Annotated in this window: 15 protein-coding genes; 7 read left to right on the top strand and 8 right to left on the bottom strand. The window is 70.3% G+C overall.

What is annotated here, in order from left to right; genetic code table 11:
• Positions 1–46 precede the first annotated feature (46 nt).
• Complete coding sequence (locus ACQCO7_RS22340) at positions 47–946, bottom strand: D-alanyl-D-alanine carboxypeptidase family protein (protein WP_464073512.1); 900 nt, start codon at positions 944–946, stop codon at positions 47–49.
• Positions 947–1,169: 223 nt separating this feature from the next.
• On the opposite strand from ACQCO7_RS22340, the gene ACQCO7_RS22345 reads away from it, so the two are divergent.
• Positions 1,170–1,832, top strand: a complete 663-nt coding sequence (locus tag ACQCO7_RS22345; protein ID WP_464073513.1) for a GntR family transcriptional regulator — start codon at positions 1,170–1,172, stop codon at positions 1,830–1,832.
• Between the two features lie 50 nt (positions 1,833–1,882).
• Positions 1,883–3,124: an MFS transporter gene (locus ACQCO7_RS22350; protein ID WP_464073514.1), complete on the top strand. Its 1,242-nt coding sequence runs from the start codon at positions 1,883–1,885 to the stop codon at positions 3,122–3,124.
• A gap of 101 nt (positions 3,125–3,225) precedes the next feature.
• On the opposite strand, the gene ACQCO7_RS22355 is transcribed toward ACQCO7_RS22350, so the two are convergent.
• Complete coding sequence (locus tag ACQCO7_RS22355) at positions 3,226–4,050, bottom strand: maleylpyruvate isomerase family mycothiol-dependent enzyme (RefSeq protein ID WP_464073515.1); 825 nt, start codon at positions 4,048–4,050, stop codon at positions 3,226–3,228.
• A gap of 190 nt (positions 4,051–4,240) precedes the next feature.
• Between ACQCO7_RS22355 and ACQCO7_RS22360 the strand changes: the two genes are divergently transcribed.
• Positions 4,241–5,035 carry a carbon-nitrogen family hydrolase gene (locus ACQCO7_RS22360; RefSeq protein ID WP_464073516.1) on the top strand — a complete coding sequence of 265 codons (795 nt, stop codon included), beginning with the start codon at positions 4,241–4,243 and terminating at the stop codon, positions 5,033–5,035.
• Between the two features lie 47 nt (positions 5,036–5,082).
• Here ACQCO7_RS22360 and ACQCO7_RS22365 read toward each other — a convergent pair whose 3' ends face one another.
• Together ACQCO7_RS22365 and ACQCO7_RS22370 are read right to left on the bottom strand one after the other, a co-directional pair.
• The gene (locus tag ACQCO7_RS22365; RefSeq protein ID WP_409115575.1) at positions 5,083–5,577 is read right to left on the bottom strand and encodes an LURP-one-related/scramblase family protein; all 495 of its coding nucleotides are present in this window, start codon (positions 5,575–5,577) and stop codon (positions 5,083–5,085) included.
• Complete coding sequence (locus tag ACQCO7_RS22370; RefSeq protein ID WP_464073517.1) at positions 5,574–6,599, bottom strand: helix-turn-helix domain-containing protein; 1,026 nt, start codon at positions 6,597–6,599, stop codon at positions 5,574–5,576. The genes ACQCO7_RS22365 and ACQCO7_RS22370 overlap by 4 nt, the downstream gene beginning before the upstream one ends.
• A gap of 53 nt (positions 6,600–6,652) precedes the next feature.
• On the opposite strand from ACQCO7_RS22370, the gene ACQCO7_RS22375 reads away from it, so the two are divergent.
• Both ACQCO7_RS22375 and ACQCO7_RS22380 read left to right on the top strand, forming a co-directional pair.
• Positions 6,653–7,045, top strand: coding sequence for a cupin domain-containing protein (locus tag ACQCO7_RS22375; protein WP_464073518.1), 393 nt, complete (start codon positions 6,653–6,655; stop codon positions 7,043–7,045).
• 30 nt (positions 7,046–7,075) lie between these two features.
• Positions 7,076–8,890, top strand: a complete 1,815-nt coding sequence (locus ACQCO7_RS22380) for an NHL domain-containing thioredoxin family protein (protein WP_464073519.1) — start codon at positions 7,076–7,078, stop codon at positions 8,888–8,890.
• 151 nt (positions 8,891–9,041) lie between these two features.
• Here the strand turns inward: ACQCO7_RS22380 and ACQCO7_RS22385 are convergent, their stop codons facing one another.
• Together ACQCO7_RS22385 and ACQCO7_RS22390 are read right to left on the bottom strand one after the other, a co-directional pair.
• Positions 9,042–10,289: a sugar efflux transporter gene (locus ACQCO7_RS22385; protein WP_464073520.1), complete on the bottom strand. Its 1,248-nt coding sequence runs from the start codon at positions 10,287–10,289 to the stop codon at positions 9,042–9,044.
• Positions 10,290–10,422: 133 nt separating this feature from the next.
• A complete protein-coding gene (locus ACQCO7_RS22390) occupies positions 10,423–10,602 on the bottom strand; it encodes a hypothetical protein (protein ID WP_464073521.1) in 180 nt (59 codons plus the stop codon).
• A gap of 123 nt (positions 10,603–10,725) precedes the next feature.
• Between ACQCO7_RS22390 and ACQCO7_RS22395 the strand changes: the two genes are divergently transcribed.
• Both ACQCO7_RS22395 and ACQCO7_RS22400 read left to right on the top strand, forming a co-directional pair.
• Entirely contained in the window at positions 10,726–10,932 is a 207-nt protein-coding gene (locus ACQCO7_RS22395; RefSeq protein WP_464073522.1) for a hypothetical protein, read from the top strand.
• Between the two features lie 1,085 nt (positions 10,933–12,017).
• On the top strand, positions 12,018–13,400 hold the full coding sequence (locus ACQCO7_RS22400; RefSeq protein WP_464073523.1) for a GH1 family beta-glucosidase: 1,383 nt from the start codon (positions 12,018–12,020) through the stop codon (positions 13,398–13,400).
• Between the two features lie 97 nt (positions 13,401–13,497).
• Here ACQCO7_RS22400 and ACQCO7_RS22405 read toward each other — a convergent pair whose 3' ends face one another.
• Positions 13,498–14,796 carry a M18 family aminopeptidase gene (locus tag ACQCO7_RS22405; protein WP_464073524.1) on the bottom strand — a complete coding sequence of 433 codons (1,299 nt, stop codon included), beginning with the start codon at positions 14,794–14,796 and terminating at the stop codon, positions 13,498–13,500.
• A gap of 143 nt (positions 14,797–14,939) precedes the next feature.
• On the bottom strand, positions 14,940–16,766 hold the full coding sequence (locus tag ACQCO7_RS22410; protein ID WP_464073525.1) for an acyl-CoA dehydrogenase: 1,827 nt from the start codon (positions 16,764–16,766) through the stop codon (positions 14,940–14,942).
• Between the last annotated feature and the right edge of the window lie 22 nt (positions 16,767–16,788).

Below are 16,788 nucleotides of genomic sequence, written 5' to 3' on the forward strand. Positions count from 1 at the left end.
GAGGGGGCCCACCGCAACCCGCGCGGTGGGCCCCCTCGTGCATGACCTACTTCAGGTTCGCGAACCCGTAGTTGAGCAGCTTCGTCGCGTCCTGCGCGCGGACCGTCGCGTTGGTCGACGCGAGGACCGTGCCGACCATGGTCTTGCCGTTACGCGTCGCCGCGAAGACGAGGCAGTACTTCGCCTCCGGACCCGACCCCGTCTTGACCCCGATCGTGCCGCTGTAGCTGGACAGCAGCGTGTTCGTGTTGGTCCACGCGGCCATCTTCCGGCTGGTGCCGGTCTTCGTGACCGTCGTGGCCGTGTACGACTTGGTCTTCACGATCGCCCGGAAGTTCGCGTCCTTGAGCGCGTTCTTCGCGAGGGTCGACAGGTCCCGCGCGGTCGACTTGTTGTTGCCGTTGCCGATGCCGTCGAACGAGTCGAACTTGGTGTTCTTCATGCCGAAGGTCTTCGCCTTGGCGTTCATCTTGGAGATGAAGTTCTTGACGCGCGCGTCACGGGTGGATCCCGTGCCGTACTTGTCGGCCAGCGCGTAGGCGGCGTCGCAGCCGGACGGCAGCATCAGCCCGTACAGCAGCTGACGGACGGTCACCTTGTCGCCCACGATCAGCTTCGCGGACGACGCGTTGTTCTTGACGATGTAGTCGCTGTAGGCCATCTGGATCGTGACCTTGTCGTTCAGGTTCAGCTTCGGCTGAGACAGGACGACGGCGGCGGTCATGACCTTCGTGGTCGAGCCGGTGGACATCTGCTTGTCCGCGAGCTTCCCGAACGCCTTGCCGGTCGCGTTGTTCATGACGAAACCGGTCTGCGCCGCGATGGTGGGCGCGGTGACGGCCTGCGCGGGAGCCGCGGCGAGGGCGCCGGTCGCGAGCATCGCGACGGCCGTCGCGGTGACGGCGGCGGCTCTGCGGACCGGCTTGCCCTTGAGTGCGGTTATCAACTGAAATACCCCGATTACGTTGAAATGCCCCTGATTGCGGCCAGGTTGGGTGGGGGGAAGAGCAGTGGCCGCACACCTGTGACACGTACCTAGCACAGAAAGTTGTGCGTCTGCTTCCGGGAATTTTGAATCTCTTGAGGAAGATGGGATTTCCGGACAAGATCACCGTCCGCATGGTGAAACGGTTCCCCTCTTGCGTACGTGTTGTATCTATCCTGTCCGCATGCCGTCAGCCCCACCCGCGCCCGCCATCAAGCAACCCGCCGCCGAACGCGTCTACGCCCACGTCAAACAGGGCGTCCTGGACCGCCGCTTCGAGGGCGGCACCCTCCTCACCGAAGGCGAACTCGCCGACGCCGTAGGGGTTTCGCGGACCCCGGTCAGGGAAGCGCTGCTGCGCCTGGAGGTCGAGGGCCTGATCAGGCTGTATCCGAAGAAGGGCGCGCTGGTCCTGCCGGTCTCCGCGCAGGAGATCGCCGACGTCGTCGAGACCCGGCTCCTGATCGAGAAGCACGCCGTACGCAAGGCGGTCCCCGCGCCCGCGGCCCTGATCGCGCGGCTCGCGGAGCTGCTGGAGCGGCAGAAGGAGGAGGCGGGGCGCGGCGATCTGGCCGCCGCGGCCGTCACCGACCGGTGCTTCCACGCCGAGATCGTCCGCAGCGGCGGCAACGAGATTCTTACCCGGCTCTACGACCAACTCCGCGACCGGCAGCTGCGGATGGGCGTCGCGATCATGCACTCCCACCCCGACCGGATCGCCAAGTCCCTCGTCGAGCACGAGCAGATCCTCGACGCGCTGCGGTCCGGCGACGCCGAGGCCGCCGTATCCATCGTCTGCCGCCACGTCGACTGGTTCGCGCACCTCGCCCGGGGCGATGTCCGGTGAGGAACTCCACTCTCCCGGGTGACCCGCCCGGCGGGCGCCGCGCTGTCGTCATGTGGTCCATCGGAGTGTCGGTCTACTTCGTCGCGGTCATCTTCCGTACGTCGCTGGGGGTCGCCGGCCTCGACGCCGCCGACCGCTTCCACGTCGGCGCCTCCGCGCTGTCGACGTTCTCGATCCTCCAGCTCCTCGTGTACGCCGGGATGCAGATACCGGTCGGCCTGCTCGTCGACCGGCTCGGTACGAAACGGGTGCTGACCATCGGCGTCGTGCTGTTCACGGCGGGACAGCTCGGGTTCGCGCTGTCGCCGACGTACGGCACCGCCCTCGCGTCGCGCGCGCTGCTCGGCTGCGGCGACGCCATGACCTTCATCTCCGTCCTGCGGCTCGGCAGCCGCTGGTTCCCCGCGCGGCGCGGCCCGATGGTCGCGCAGCTCGCCGGGCTCGCGGGGGTCGCCGGGAACCTGGTGTCCACGCTGGTCATCGCCCGGCTCCTGCACGGCGTCGGCTGGACCGCCGCGTTCGCGGGCAGCGCCGGGCTCGGGATCGTCGTCCTCGTGCCGCTGGTGCTGTTCCTGAAGGACCGTCCGGACGGGTACGAGCCCGGTCCGATGCCGCATCAGGGCGCCGCGTACGTCCGCCGCCAGATCGCCACCGCCTGGCGCGAGCCGGGGACGCGGCTGGGGATGTGGGTGCACTTCACGACCCAGTTCCCGGCGATGGTCTTCCTGCTGCTGTGGGGGATGCCGTTCCTGGTCCAGGGCCAGGGGCTGACGCGCGGTGCGGCGGGCGGGCTGCTGACCCTCGTCGTCCTGTCGAACATGGTCTTCGGCGTGGTGTACGGCCAGCTCATCGCCCGGCACCACGAGGCGCGCCTCCCGCTGGCGCTCGGGACCGTGACGGCTACGGCCGTGGCGTGGGCCCTCGCGATCGGCTACCCCGGCGACCACGCGCCGACCTGGGTGCTCGTCCTGCTCTGCGTCGTCCTCGGCGCCTGCGGACCGGCGTCCATGATCGGCTTCGACTTCGCGCGCCCCGCGAACCCGCCCGAGCGGCAGGGCACCGCCTCCGGCATCACCAACATCGGCGGCTTCACGGCGTCGATGACCACTTTGTTCGCGATCGGCGTCCTGCTCGACGCGACCGACGACAACTACGGGATCGCGTTCTCGTTCGTTTTCGTTCTCCAGGCGATCGGAATCGGTCAGGTGCTGCGGCTGCGGAAGCGGGCGGCGCGGCGGGAGCGGGAGCGGTTGGTGGCGTCCCGGGTGGAGACGGTGCACGTTCCGGCGTAGGCCGGGTACGGGGCCGGCGGTGCGAAGAGGCCGGCGTGGGCGGCGGTGTACGGGGCCGGCGCGGGCGTTCATATGACCGCCCGCCTTGGCCTCCGTACCCGCTACGGCGTGACCGTGAAGTTTCTGAGGATCGCCGCCGTCAGCTCCGGATCGCCCTCCGCCTTGACGCGGTCGGCGACGGTGTCCACGGTGACGCGTCCACAGGCCAGCCGGACGTACGTCTCCCAGTCGAGGACGAAGGAGGCGGCGGGGCCCAGCGCGGGGACCGTCTCCAGGGTGCCCCTGCCCTGCATGTCGACGCGGATCGTGCGCAGGAACTCGACCGGGCCGGTGATGTCGAAGACGATCGCCGAGCTGCGGGGGGCGTTCGACTTCTCGGCGACGATCGCGGGGAGCGCGTCGAGGAGGACGTCACGGGCGATGTGCGCACCGGGGGAGTCGAGGTTGCCGGGGCGGTTGAGGGCCGCGCGGAGGTCCTGTTCATGGACCCAGACGTTGAACGCGTGGGAGCGCATGGACGCTTCGAGGGTCAGCTCCGTGCCCAGCGGGCCGCGGACCTTCGCCGCGGGGTCGCGGTTCTCGTTCCGCAGCTGGCGGTTGCGGCGGATGATCGTGTACTCCAGCTCCGACGTCATCTCCGGGGAGGTGTGGTGACGGCGGACGTCCACCTGGACCTCCATGTACCGCTGGAGGTCGGTCGTCAGGTGGAAGAGGTCGCGGGGGAGGGAGTGGATCGGGCGCGGGTCGCCGTACATCTCGCAGTCCAGGCCGATGACGTGCGAGACGACGTCCCTCACCGACCAGCCGGGGCACGGCGTACGGAGGTTCCAGTCCGCCTCCACCAGCGGCTCCACCAGCTCGGTTATCGCTTCTATGGAGTGCGTCCAGGCGTCGGCGTAGGGCTGGAGGGTGGGATGCAGACTCACGGAACGGGACCCCTCGGCGGTCGGTACACGGGCGGCGGTCGGTGGCGGCGTTGCCAGCGGGAGGTTTGTCGGCTGCTGTCGGGTGGCGTCTTAGCACGCTAAGTTACGCTGCTGTGGTCGCCCCCGGCAGTGCTTTCGTGTGACGATCGTAGGCCGATGTGGACTGCTCGAATGCCAGGACGGTGGTAGTGTGCGCGCCTCGTTGATCCAAGTCGCCGTGGACGAGGGCGAATCGGTCGAAGACCGGCGGGTGCGGGTCGCCGCTCTCGTACGTGCGTGCAGTGACTCCGATCTCGTCGTCCTTCCTGAACTGTGGACCACCGGGGCGTTCGCGTACGAGCTGTTCGGGGCCGAGTCCGAGGAGCTGCGGGGCGCGACGTACGACGTGATGGCCAAGGCCGCCGCCGATGCGGGGGTCTGGCTGCACGCCGGGTCGATTCCCGAGCGGGGGTCCGATGGGGCTCTCTACAACACCTCCCTCTTTTTCTCACCGAGCGGTGACCTCGCCGCGACCTACCGCAAGATCCATCGGTTCGGCTTCGACCAGGGCGAGGCCGTGTTGATGGGCGCGGGGCGCGAACTCGTGACCGTCCGTCTGCCTGACACCGTCGTGGGTCTTGCCACCTGCTACGACCTCCGGTTCCCCGAGTTGTTCCGCGGTCTCGTCGACGCGGGCGCCGAGACCCTGGTGCTGTCGGCGGGCTGGCCGGAGCGCCGCCGGTCCCACTGGACGCTGCTGGCTCAGGCGCGGGCTGTCGAGAACCAGGCGTTCGTCCTTGCTTGTGGAACGGCCGGGACGCATGCCGGGGTTCCCCAGGCGGGTCACTCGATCGTGGTAGATCCGTGGGGGGTCGTGGTGGGGGAGGCGGGCCACGGTGAGGAGGTCCTCACCGTGGAGTTCGAGCCGGGGCGGGTGGGGGAGACGCGGGAGGTGTTTCCGGCGTTGAAGGACCGGATGCTGGGGCTGGCTACGCCGGAGCGGTGAGGCGTGGGCCGGCCGGCCGGGGTCTGTGGCGCCGGGTCGGCTGAGGATCAGCCGTCCTCGCGCTCCTTCTCCGCCAGGTGGATCACGCACACCGTCACCGCGATCAGCAGCGCCGGGTCCGCGTCCTCGCGGACGACGTCCACGCCGTACGTCTCGCGCACGTGCAGCCAGCGCCGGGAGATCACCGCGAGCAGCTCACCGTCGTACTCGACGGCGAACTCCCGGTCCATGATCTTGCCGCTGACGTCGAGGTCGGTGCCGTCGACGAGGGACACGCGGTAGTGGTTGCGCAGCAGGGACAGGCGCTTGCGGCGGACGGTCGCCAGCGGCTCACCCTCCCGCTCGATCACCATCGTGTCGCGCAGGGCGAACATCTTCTGGTGGATGTCGATCAGGACGCGCCCGCGCGTGTCCTTCAGCTCGAACGTGTCCCGCAGCCGCATCGCCTTGCCGTCGACCAGGAACACCTTCTGGCCTCGGTCGTCCTCGATCCAGTAGTCCTCGCCGAAGCCGAGGAGCCGGTCGCGTACCAGGAATCTCATGCCGGTACGGCTTCCCCGCCGCCGGGTCCGAAACGCCGCCTGTACGCCGACGGGCTCAGTCCGGTCGCGTGCCGTACGCGTGCGCGGAGGTTCGCCGCCGTCCCCAGGCCCGCGCGCGCGGCGACGACGTCCAGCCGTTCCTCGCCGCGCTCGATCAGCCGGCACGCGAGCGCGACACGTTCGCCGGTGAGCCAGGCGAGGGGCGTCGTGCCGAGCTGGGCGCGGAAACGGCGGTGGAGGGTCGCGGGGGAGACGGAGGCGCGGGTGGCGAGGTCGGCGACCGTCAGGGGGGTGCCGAGGCGCTCCTGGGCCCACTCCAGGAGCGGGGCGAGGGATTCGTCGGGGACGTGCGGGAGGGGACGTTCGACGAACTGGCGCTGGCCGCCGTCGCGGTTGGCGGCGAACACGAGACGCCGGGACACCGCGTTGGCGATCTCCACGCCGTGGTCCCGCCGTACGACGTGCAGGCCGAGGTCCAGCGCGGAGGCGCTGCCGGAGGCGGTGAGGATGTCGCCGTCGTCGACGAACAGGACGTCCGGTTCGAGCCGTACGCGCGGGAAGCGTGCCCGGAACGACTCCTGCCACATCCAGTGGCACGCGGCGCGTCTGCCGTCCAGGAGACCCGCCTCGGCGATCGTGAACGCGCCCGAGCAGAAGCCGACCAGCCGCGCTCCTCGCGCGTGCGCGCGCCGGATCACGTCGAGGACCGTACGCGTGCGCGGGACGAGCGCGTCGGGGCGGTTCGGGACGATCAGCGTGTCCGCGTCCTCGGCGGCCTCCAGGCCGGCCACTCCGGTGAGCGTGAAGAAGCCGTCGCGCATACGCGTGTGCGGGTCGGCCGCGCAGAGGGCGAAGTCGTACAGCTCGCGGCCGAGTTCGGGGCGGCGCAGGCCGAAGATCTCGATCGCGCAGCTCATCTCGAAGGGGTTGGAGTTGTCGTCGACGATCAGGACGACGCGGTGCGGTCGGGGCGGCTGGGTCGGCAGGGTCGGTGGCTTCGGCTGCGAGGATCCTTGCGGCATGTGCGATTCCTAGCACTCGTGAGGGGCGGCCGGCCAGGGCGAGCATGATCGGCATGAGCACTCAGCCGATCTCCCTAGCCGCCGCCCTCGCCTCCTTCGACCAGCAGTGGAGTCCTCGCATCGTCACGTCGGTCAACGACTACGACGTACGCGTCACCCACGTCGAGGGAGAGCACCTCTGGCACACGCACGACCACACCGACGAGTTCTTCCTGGTGATCGAGGGGGAGCTGCACATCTCCCTGCGGGAGCCCGCGGGTGAGCGGACCGTCGTCCTGGAGAAAGGTTCCGTCTTCACCGTCCCGCGCGGGGTGGAGCACAAGCCGTACGCGCCCGTCCCGACCGACATCCTGCTCCTCGAACCGACCGGCACGTCGACCGTCGGGGACCGGCACGAGGAGGTCCCGGACCACGTGGACGCGACGAGGGGGCACGCGCTGTCGTGACTGTCAGTGGCCGGTGGCACCCTTGAGAGCATGAGCGACACCACTCCGCGCCGCGTGCGCGTCCGGGCCCCCGAGCTGGTCGGCAAGGGCGGCTGGCTGAACACGGGCGACCGCCAGTACACCCTGTCCGACCTGCGCGGGCGCATTGTGATTCTCGACTTCTGGACGTTCTGCTGCATCAACTGCCTGCACGTCCTGGACGAGTTGCGCGAGCTGGAGGAGAAGCACGCGGACACGGTCGTCGTGATCGGCGTGCACTCCCCGAAGTTCGTGCACGAGGCGGAGCACCAGGCGGTCGTGGACGCGGTGGAGCGGTACGGCGTGGAGCACCCGGTGCTGGACGACCCGGAGCTGGCGACGTGGAAGCAGTACGCGGTGCGCGCGTGGCCGACGCTGGTGGTGATCGACCCGGAGGGGTACGTCGTCGCGCAGCACGGGGGCGAGGGGCATGTGCACGCGATCGAGCGCCTGGTGACCGAGCTGGAGGCCGAGCACGGCGCGAAGGGCACGCTGCGGCGCGGGGACGGCCCGTACGTCGCGCCCGAGCCCGAGCCGACGGCCCTGCGCTTCCCCGGCAAGGCGCTCCTCCTGCCGTCCGGGAACTTCCTGGTCAGCGACACGACCCGGCATCAGCTCGTGGAGCTGGCGGAGGACGGCGAGATCGTCGTACGCCGGATCGGCACCGGCGCGCGCGGGTTCGCGGACGGGACCGCCGAGGCGGCCTTCAGCGAGCCGCAGGGGCTCGCGCTGCTGGACGACGGGGCGGTGGTCGTCGCCGACACCGTCAACCACGCGCTGCGCCGCGTCGACCTCGCGACCGGGGCCGTCACGACGCTCGCCGGGACCGGTCGGCAGTGGTGGCAGGGGTCGCCCACCTCGGGGCCCGCGCGCGAGATCGACCTCTCCTCGCCGTGGGACGTCGCGCTCTTCGGGGGCAAGGTGTGGATCGCCATGGCGGGCGTGCACCAGCTGTGGGCGTACGACCCGGTCGCGGGGACCGTCGCCGTCGCGGCCGGAACGACCAACGAGGGGCTCGTGGACGGGCCCGGCGCGCAGGCGTGGTTCGCGCAGCCGTCGGGGCTCGCGGCGACGGGTGATCGGCTGTGGCTGGCCGATTCCGAAACGTCCGCCCTCAGGTGGGTCGATCCGGACGGAAACGTTCACACGGCGGTCGGAACCGGTCTCTTCGACTTCGGTCACCGGGACGGCGCCGCCGGTCAGGCGCTGCTCCAGCATCCGCTGGGGGTGACGGCCCTCCCCGACGGCTCGGTGGCGATCAGCGACACGTACAACCACGCGCTGCGCCGGTACGACCCGGCGACCGGTGAGGTGACGACCCTCGCGACGGATCTGCGCGAGCCGTCCGACGCGGTGCTGGTCGGGGACGACCTGGTCGTCGTCGAGTCGGCCCGGCACCGGCTCACGCGGCTGCGGCTGCCCGAGGAGGCGGTGCGGGTCGAGGCGGTCGCGCATCGCACGCAGCGCGCGGCGACGGAGGTGTCCGCCGGGAAGCTCCAGCTGGACGTCGTGTTCCAGGCACCGGCGGGGCAGAAGCTGGACACGCGGTACGGGCCTTCGACGCGACTGCTGGTGTCGGCCACTCCGCCGGAGCTGCTGCTGGCGGGGGAGGGGGCGGGGACGGATCTCTCGCGGGTGCTGGAGTTGAATCCGGCGGTCGCGGAGGGGGTGTTGCACGTCTCGGCGATGGCGGCTTCGTGCGACGACGCCCCCGAGATCGAGTACCCGGCGTGCCATGTGCACCAGCAGGACTGGGGTGTGCCGGTCCGCCTCACCGAGGGCGGGGCGGACCGGTTGCCGCTGGTGCTCGCGGGGATGGACCAGTAGCTCTGCGGGGGTAGGCCGCGAGAGGTGGCTCCCAGGTCTGACGGGGGTAGGCGGCAGGCCCGCGCCGAGACGCCCTACCCCGGCAGACGTCTGCCGTGCGCTCCGCGGCCATGTGCCCGATGGGCCCGGACGATCGTCCCGAGGCGCCCGGTCACCTCGCCGCGGTGTTCCGCTTCGCGCGCGCCGGGTCCGTGTCCTGTGCCCGCAGCGGCAGCACCAACACCCCCGCGAGCGCGGTGAGTCCGGCGCACACCCAGAAGACCTGCGTGTACCCCGTCCACGTCGCGACCGTCCCGACCGCGAGGCCGCCCAGGAACATGCCCGCCTTGAACGCGCTGGAGTACAGCGCCGACGCGGTGCCGAAGCGGCCCGGCAGACTGTCCTGGAGCATCACGACCGGGATGTTCAACGCCACTGCCGCCCAAGCCGCGTTGAGGGGCTGGAGCGCCAGCAGCGCCGCCCGGCTGGTGCCGGCGACCGGCAGCAGCGCGAAGAACGCCGTCGCGCAGACCGTCGCCGCGATCAACAGGCGCCGCTTGCCGAGGCGTTCCGCCCAGACACCGACCATCACCATCAGGGGTATCTCGATCGCCGCGCTCACACCGAGCAGCAGACCCGCGAACTGGCCGCTCATACCGAGGCCGTCGGTGATGTGGAGCGGCAGGTTGATCTGGTACATCGCGTTCGCGCCGAGCAGCAGGACGACCGAGCCCAGCACCAGCAGCGTGCGCGGGCCGACACCGGCGAACATGCCGCGCAGGCCCGGGGGCCGGTCGTCCGGCGCCGCCGTCTCCGTGGCGCGCGGGTACGGCAGACCCCAGCGGCACAGCACCGCCGCGACCAGCGAGAGGCACGCCGTCGCCGCGTACAGCACCGCGAACGACCACTGCGCGACGATCCAGAACGCGAGCGGCGGCCCGATCACCCAGGCGAGCGAGGTCACCGAGCGCAGGAAGCCATTGAAGAACGGCGCGTCCACGCCTCGGTCGTCCGCCAACTCTCGTGTGTACGCGAAGAGTTGCCCGAAGCAGGCGCCTCCGAGGCCGAACAGGACCATGCCGGTGACCAGCAGCAGCGCGTAGTCCCGCAGGAACGTGTAACAGAGCGCGCCGGACGCGTTGAGCAACGCGGTCAGCACAAGGATCGCGCGCCGGTCCTTGAGCCGATCGGAAACGGCCCCGACGACAACGTCCGTACCGATCTCCGCGATCGACCGCGCCGCGAAGAACAGCCCGACCATGAGGGGCGTGGCGGCGACCGCCTCCGTGAGGAACAGGCTGGCGGTGGGAACGAGAAACGCCCCCGCGACGCCGACCGCACCGGTGGCGGCGATCAGACTCCGTACGGCCGGATCGGCGACGAGCCACCATCGTCCCCCCTTGGCGGTACGGGCGTTCACGTGGGGTTCCCGGTGGGGGTGGCGCTCACGTGGGGCTCCCGGCGGGGGTACGGGTGTTCATGTGGGGCTCCCGGTGCGGGTGTTGGCTGGGGTGCGGGCGCTCGCAGGGGGTTCCCGGCGGGGGTACGGGGGTTCACGCAGGACTCCCGGCGGGGGTGCCGTCGGTGAGGTTGACGCCGTGTGGGCTACGGGAGTTGGCGGTCGGGGGTGTCTCGTCGGCGGGGGCGGTGTCGTCGTGAGCGCTGCGCACACTCCCCGTCGCCTCCGCGTCCCCCACCACCAACTCCCCCTGCCGGTAAGGCAACCAAGCCACCGGCGCACCCCCTTCAGCTCCCTCTCCGCCGGCAGCGACGCGAGGATCCGGTGCTGTACGGCACCCGGACCGAACCGTTCGTCGTGCGCGACCGGTGTCGAACTCGGCTTACCAGTGCGGAGGTTGGCCGGGCCGACCCGGATCGACACCAGCGTCCAGCAGTTACGGAAGCGCACCGCTCCCCGGCGCGGGGAGACCACCGTCGGGGAGCCGGGGCCACCACAACTCGCCGTCGGCGACGAGGACGGCACCGAGAAACCCGAAGTGCTCGGGCCCGGGAGCCGCCCCGGGAAGCTGCCGGGAACCCACAGGACCGGAGAGCCGAGCTGACCCGGAACTGCCAGGCTTGGCGGGGGAGTTGGAGGGGGTGGTGGGGGTGTTGCCGGAGTTGATGGGGGCGCCAGGAAAGGTGCCGGAGTCGATGGGAGTGCCGGGGGTGTTGCCGAAGCCGGCGGGAACGCCGAGAAAGCCGCCGGAGTCGCCGGAAACGCCGGAAAAGCTACCAGACCCTCGAAACCCCCAGGGAACACGCCACGTTTGCCCCGGCTCGACCGGCTCGACCGGCTCGACCGGCTCGACCGGCTCGACCGGCTCGACCGGCTCGACCGGCTCGACCGGCTCGACCGGCTCGACCGGCTCGACCGGCTCGACCGGCTCGCGCCGACGATCCCAACGCCGACCAAGACCCGCACCCCCGACAGACCCCCGGCGAGTCGGCCGAAACCCCGGTCGACCCGAGTGCCGTCGGTGACGAACCCGAGCCCGATGCCAGCCTCGTACAGCACCTCGACGACCGTCCCGACGGCCCGCTGCGGCAGCTCTTCTCCCCCACCGACGAGGATCACCACGCGGGCACCGGATCCAGCCAGTCCGCGCGCGAGCCTCGGGACGCGGCCCGACCCGACCCGGCCGCAGTACGGCACCCACGTGCTGACGCACCCGGGCCACCCGGGACCACACACGGCCGTCGGGCCGAGACCGACCACGAGAGGCGACGAAAGCCGTTGCCCCAGGGCCCGGCAGAGCCCGCCTGCCAGGACAGGATCGCGCTCCACGAAGCGAGTTCCGGGTACCGACCCGGGCAGAACGCGATTGCGGTCAGGCATACGTGCGGTCACTTTCCCGACCCCGGTGGGGAATCGAGTGATTCGAGGGCCGTCATGGGAGCGCTCCCATGACCTTCCCGGGCACGCCCCGACCCTGTCAACCGGTTGCCCCGAACCCCGCGGGCGGGCATGCGTGATTGGCCGGAAAACTACGCCGCTTGACAGGTATGAGGGATTGAGCAAGCCTGCTTGGGAGCGCTCCCACAAGGGGATGCGTACGTCGTGTGCGGTACGACCTCAGAGTGACGGACGCCTTGAGCGGAAGGCGCCGTACGCCGTACGTCGTGCCGTCGCAGGGAGGCGGAACGGATGACCGCTACGAGCACGGAGCCCGTGGGGAGCGAGGCGGTGCGAGGGCTGCCGGCCGACTTCGTCTGGGGGGCGGCCACGGCCGCGTACCAGATCGAGGGGGCCGTCGCGGAGGACGGACGCTCGCCGTCCGTCTGGGACACCTTCAGCCACACGCCGGGCAAGGTGGCCGGGGGCGACACCGGCGACGTGGCCTGCGACCACTACCACCGGATGCCCGAGGACGTCGGACTGCTGTCCCAACTCGGCCTGGACGCCTACCGGTTCTCCATGGCCTGGCCGCGCGTCCAGCCCGGTGGCACGGGCCCGGTCAACGCGCGTGGAATCGCCTTCTACGACCGTCTGGTGGACGAACTCCTGGCCAGGGACATCACCCCCTGGGCCACCCTGTACCACTGGGACCTGCCGCAGGCGCTGGAGGACGCCGGCGGCTGGCCGGAGCGCGACACCGCCCACCGGTTCGCCGAGTACGCGGGACTCGCGGCGGACGCGCTGGGCGACCGCGTGAAGCACTGGATCACTCTCAACGAGCCTTTCTGCTCAGCCATGTTGGGCTACTACTTCGGCAACCACGCGCCGGGCAGGCAGAGTTTCCCGGACTTCACGAAGGCGGCCCACCACCTGCTGCTGGGCCACGGGCTGGCGGTCCAGCGAATCCGCGAGGCCGTGCCGGACTCCCAAGTCGGCATCACCCTCAACCCGTTGGTCGCCCACCCCGCCTCCGACGCACCCGAGGACATCGAGGCGGCGCGGCGCGCGGACGCGATCGGCGCGCGGATCTACCTGGACCCGGTGCTGCTCGGCCGCTACCCGGCCGACCTGCTCACGGACCTGGCCAAGCAGGACGCACAACTCCCGGTCCAGGACGGCGACTTGAAGACCATCGCGCAGCCGCTGGACTTCCTGGGGGTGAACTACTACTTCCGGGACGTGGTCCGGGCGACCGACGAGCCGCACGGCTACGAGGGTGTTCCGCAGACCCACCGGCCCTCGACCGCGATGCCCTGGGAGATCTACCCGGAAGGCATGACGGCCCTCCTCACCCGGCTCAGCCGCGAGTACCCCGCGCTGCCGCTCTACATCACCGAGAACGGCGCCGCCTTCGACGACAGCCACTCCCCTGTCGACGCGACGGGCCGGATCCAGGACACCGACCGCACCGCGTACCTCGCCGACCACCTCGCCGCGATCGGCCTCGCGCGGGCGGCCGGGGCGGACGTACGGGGGTACTTCTGCTGGTCGCTGATGGACAACTTCGAGTGGGCCTACGGGTACGAGAAGCGGTTCGGCCTGGTGCACGTCGACTACGAGACGCAGGTGCGCACGCCGAAGGCGAGCGCGCTGTGGTTCCGTGACGCGGCGCGGACCTGCCGGGAGCAGTGAGCGGGGTACTAGTACGTGAGGGGTAGTCCCCGGGTATGTCGTACCCCGGAGCTACCCCTCAGGTAGTCCCTCTCAAGAGCTACCTCTCCAGCGGGACTCAGCCCTCCAGGAACGCCGTCAGCGAGTTCGCCAGCAGGAACGGGTCGTCCACGCCGCACATTTCCCGCGCGCTGTGCATGGAGAGGATCGCCGCCCCGATGTCGACGGTCCGGATACCGTGCCGCGCGGCGGTGATCGGCCCGATCGTCGTCCCGCACGGCATCGAGTTGTTGGACACGAACGACTGGAACGGCACGCCCGCCTTCTCGCAGGCCGCGGCGAACACCGCGCGGCCCGAACCGTCCGTCGCGTAGCGGTTGTTGACGTTCACCTTGAGGATCGGGCCGCCGTTGATCCGGGGGTGGTGCGTCGGGTCGTGCCGCTCCGCGTAGTTGGGGTGCACGGCGTGCCCCGTGTCGGAGGACAGGCACACGGTCCCGGCGAACGCCCGCGCCCGGTCCTCGTACGACCCGCCGCGCGCGAACACCGAGCGTTCCAGGACCCCGCCGAGCAGCGGCCCGTCCGCGCCGGTGTCGGACTGCGAGCCGTTCTCCTCGTGGTCGAACGCCACGAACACGGGGATGTACGGGAGTTCGTCGCCGACGTGGGTCGCGACGGCGGCCAGCGCGGCGGTCGCCGCGTGCACCGACAGGAGGTTGTCCATCCGTGGCCCGGCGAGGAACTCCTCGTCGCGGCCGAGGTAGGCCGGCGGCTCGACGGAGTGCGTCATCAGGTCCCAGCCGGTCACCTCGCCCGGCGCGAGCCCTGCCTCCTCCTCCAGGAACGCGATCAAGTCCCCTTCGTGCGCGTCCCCGAGCCCCCACACCGGCTGCAAGTGCCGCTGCTTGTCCAGCTTCAGGCCCTCGGCGCTGACCGATCGGTCGAGGTGGATGGCGAGTTGGGGGACGCGCAGCAGCGGTCTGCCGACGTTCACCAGGCGGGAGGAGCCGTCGCGCAGGGTGAGGCGGCCGGCGATGCCGAGGTCGCGGTCGAGCCAGGAGTTGAGCAGCGGGCCGCCGTAGATCTCCACGGCGACCTGGCGCCAGCCGTGCGCGCCGGTGTCCGGGAGGGGCTTGACGCGGAGGTTCGGCGAGTCGGTGTGGGCGCCGACGATCCGGAACGGCGTATGTGCCTGGGCGCCCTCGGGGACGTACCAGGCGACGATCGCGCCGCCGCGCAGCACGTACACGCCTCCCGTGGTGCCGTCCCACGCCTCCGTCTCGGTGAGCTGCCGGAAACCGGCCTTCTCCAACCGGTCCGCTGCGGTGGCCACGGCGTGGTACGGCGTCGGGCTGGCCGTGAGAAATGACTTGAGATCGTCGGTGTGGCCGCGGTCGAAGCGGGCGGGTTGGGTCATGGGGTTCACCTTAACGACGCGTGGAGGGCCGGTGGTGTCCGGTGGTCGGGAGGGCTGGGGAGGGCCGGGTACGGGGGAGGGCCCGCTTCCCGCCGTGGGGAAACGAGCCCTCCGCCCGGTACTACCCGGGGAGTACCCAGGTATTAGAACGCGGCCTCGTCCAGCTCCATGAGGTCCAGCTCCACCCCGGAGGCGACCTTGCGGGCCAGCGTGACACCGGGCAGGACGTTCGCGGCGAAGAACTTCGCGGCGGCGATCTTGCCGGTGTAGAACGGTTTGTCCTTCGCGGAGGCCGTCTCCAGCTTCTCGGCGGCGACCGCGGCGCCCTTGAGCAGCAGGTATCCGACGATCACGTCACCGGACGCGAGTAGCAGTCGGGTCGTGTTGAGGCCGACCTTGTAGATGTTCTTGACGTCCTGCTCGGTGGCCGCGAGGTCGGTCAGCATCAGGCCGACGATGGCCTCCAGTTCGACGGCCGCCTTCGCCAAGTGCTCCCGCGCGCCCGAGAGCTGCTCGCCGCCCGTGCCCAGCGCGAGGAACTTCTTGATGTCCTCGGCGACGCCGTTCAGCGCGGCGCCCTGGTTGCGGACGATCTTGCGGAAGAAGAAGTCCTGGCCCTGGATCGCGGTCGTGCCCTCGTAGAGGGTGTCGATCTTCGCGTCCCGGATGTACTGCTCGATCGGGTACTCCTGGAGGAACCCGGAGCCGCCGAAGGTCTGGAGCGACTGCGCGAGCTGCTCGTACCCCTTCTCCGAGCCGTAGCCCTTGACGATCGGCAGGAGCAGGTCGTTCAGCGCGTGCTCGGCCTTCGCGTCCTCGCCGTTCGCCTCCTTGAGCGCGATGGCGTCCTGGACGGAGGCGGTGTAGAGGACCAGGGCCCTCATACCCTCGGCGTACGCCTTCTGAGTGATGAGCGAGCGTCGTACGTCGGGGTGATGCGTGATGGTGACCTTCGGTGCGGCCTTGTCGCCGAACGCCGCGAGGTCGGTGCCCTGGACGCGCTCCTTGGCGTACTCCAGGGCGTTGAGGTAGCCGGTGGAGAGGGTGGAGATCGCCTTCGTGCCGACCATCATGCGGGCGAACTCGATGATGCGGAACATCTGGCGGATGCCGTCGTGCTTGTCGCCGATCAGCCAGCCCTTGGCGGGGTGGCGGTCGCCGAACGTCATCTCGCAGGTGTTGGACGCCTTGAGGCCCATCTTGTGCTCGACGTTCGTGGCGTACACGCCGTTGCGCTCGCCCAGCTCGCCGGTCTCGGAGTCGAAGTGATACTTGGGGACCAGGAACAGGGACAGTCCCTTGGTACCGGGTCCGGCACCCTCGGGGCGCGCGAGGACGTAGTGGAGGATGTTCTCCTCCATGTCGTGCTCACCCGAGGTGATGAACCGCTTCACACCCTCGATGTGCCAGGAGCCGTCCTCCTGCTGTACCGCCTTGGTACGACCCGCGCCGACGTCCGAACCGGCGTCCGGCTCGGTCAGCACCATGGTGGAGCCCCAGGTCTTCTCGACCGCGATCCGCGCCCAGTTCTTCTGTTCCTCGGTGCCCTCGTCGAAGAGGATGCGCGCGAACGCCGGGCCGGAGGAGTACATCCACACGGCCGGGTTCGCGCCGAGGATCAGCTCCGCGTACGCCCAGATCAGGGACGGCGGCGCGGTCGTCCCGCCGATCTCCTCCGGCAGGCCGAGCCGCCAGTACTCGGAGTCCATGAACGCCTTGTACGACTTCTTGAAGGAGGGCGTGACCGGCGCGGTGTTGGTCTCGGGGTCGAAGACCGGAGGGTTGCGGTCGGCGTCCGCGAAGGACTCGGCCAGCTCGTTCTCCGACAGCCGCGTCAGCTCCGACAGGACGCTCTTCGCGGTGTCCGTGTCCATCTCCTCGAACGGGCCCGTGCCGTACAGCTTGTCGCGGCCCAGGACTTCGAAAAGGTTGAACTCGATGTCGCGGAGGTTCGACTTGTAGTGCCCCATGGTGATGGCTCCGTCAAGAGAT

This window comes from Streptomyces saintjeani, from assembly GCF_055409605.1.

What these genes read in the sequence shown, in the direction of transcription:
- ACQCO7_RS22350 (WP_464073514.1), top strand. Translation starts at nt 1,883, where the DNA reads ATGTGGTCCATCGGAGTGTCGGTCTACTTCGTCGCGGTCATCTTCCGT.
- ACQCO7_RS22400 (WP_464073523.1), top strand. Translation starts at nt 12,018, where the DNA reads ATGACCGCTACGAGCACGGAGCCCGTGGGGAGCGAGGCGGTGCGAGGG.
- ACQCO7_RS22380 (WP_464073519.1), top strand. Translation starts at nt 7,076, where the DNA reads ATGAGCGACACCACTCCGCGCCGCGTGCGCGTCCGGGCCCCCGAGCTG.
- ACQCO7_RS22405 (WP_464073524.1), bottom strand. Translation starts at nt 14,796, where the DNA reads ATGACCCAACCCGCCCGCTTCGACCGCGGCCACACCGACGATCTCAAG.
- ACQCO7_RS22345 (WP_464073513.1), top strand. Translation starts at nt 1,170, where the DNA reads ATGCCGTCAGCCCCACCCGCGCCCGCCATCAAGCAACCCGCCGCCGAA.
- ACQCO7_RS22370 (WP_464073517.1), bottom strand. Translation starts at nt 6,599, where the DNA reads ATGCCGCAAGGATCCTCGCAGCCGAAGCCACCGACCCTGCCGACCCAG.
- ACQCO7_RS22410 (WP_464073525.1), bottom strand. Translation starts at nt 16,766, where the DNA reads ATGGGGCACTACAAGTCGAACCTCCGCGACATCGAGTTCAACCTTTTC.
- ACQCO7_RS22365 (WP_409115575.1), bottom strand. Translation starts at nt 5,577, where the DNA reads ATGAGATTCCTGGTACGCGACCGGCTCCTCGGCTTCGGCGAGGACTAC.
- ACQCO7_RS22375 (WP_464073518.1), top strand. Translation starts at nt 6,653, where the DNA reads ATGAGCACTCAGCCGATCTCCCTAGCCGCCGCCCTCGCCTCCTTCGAC.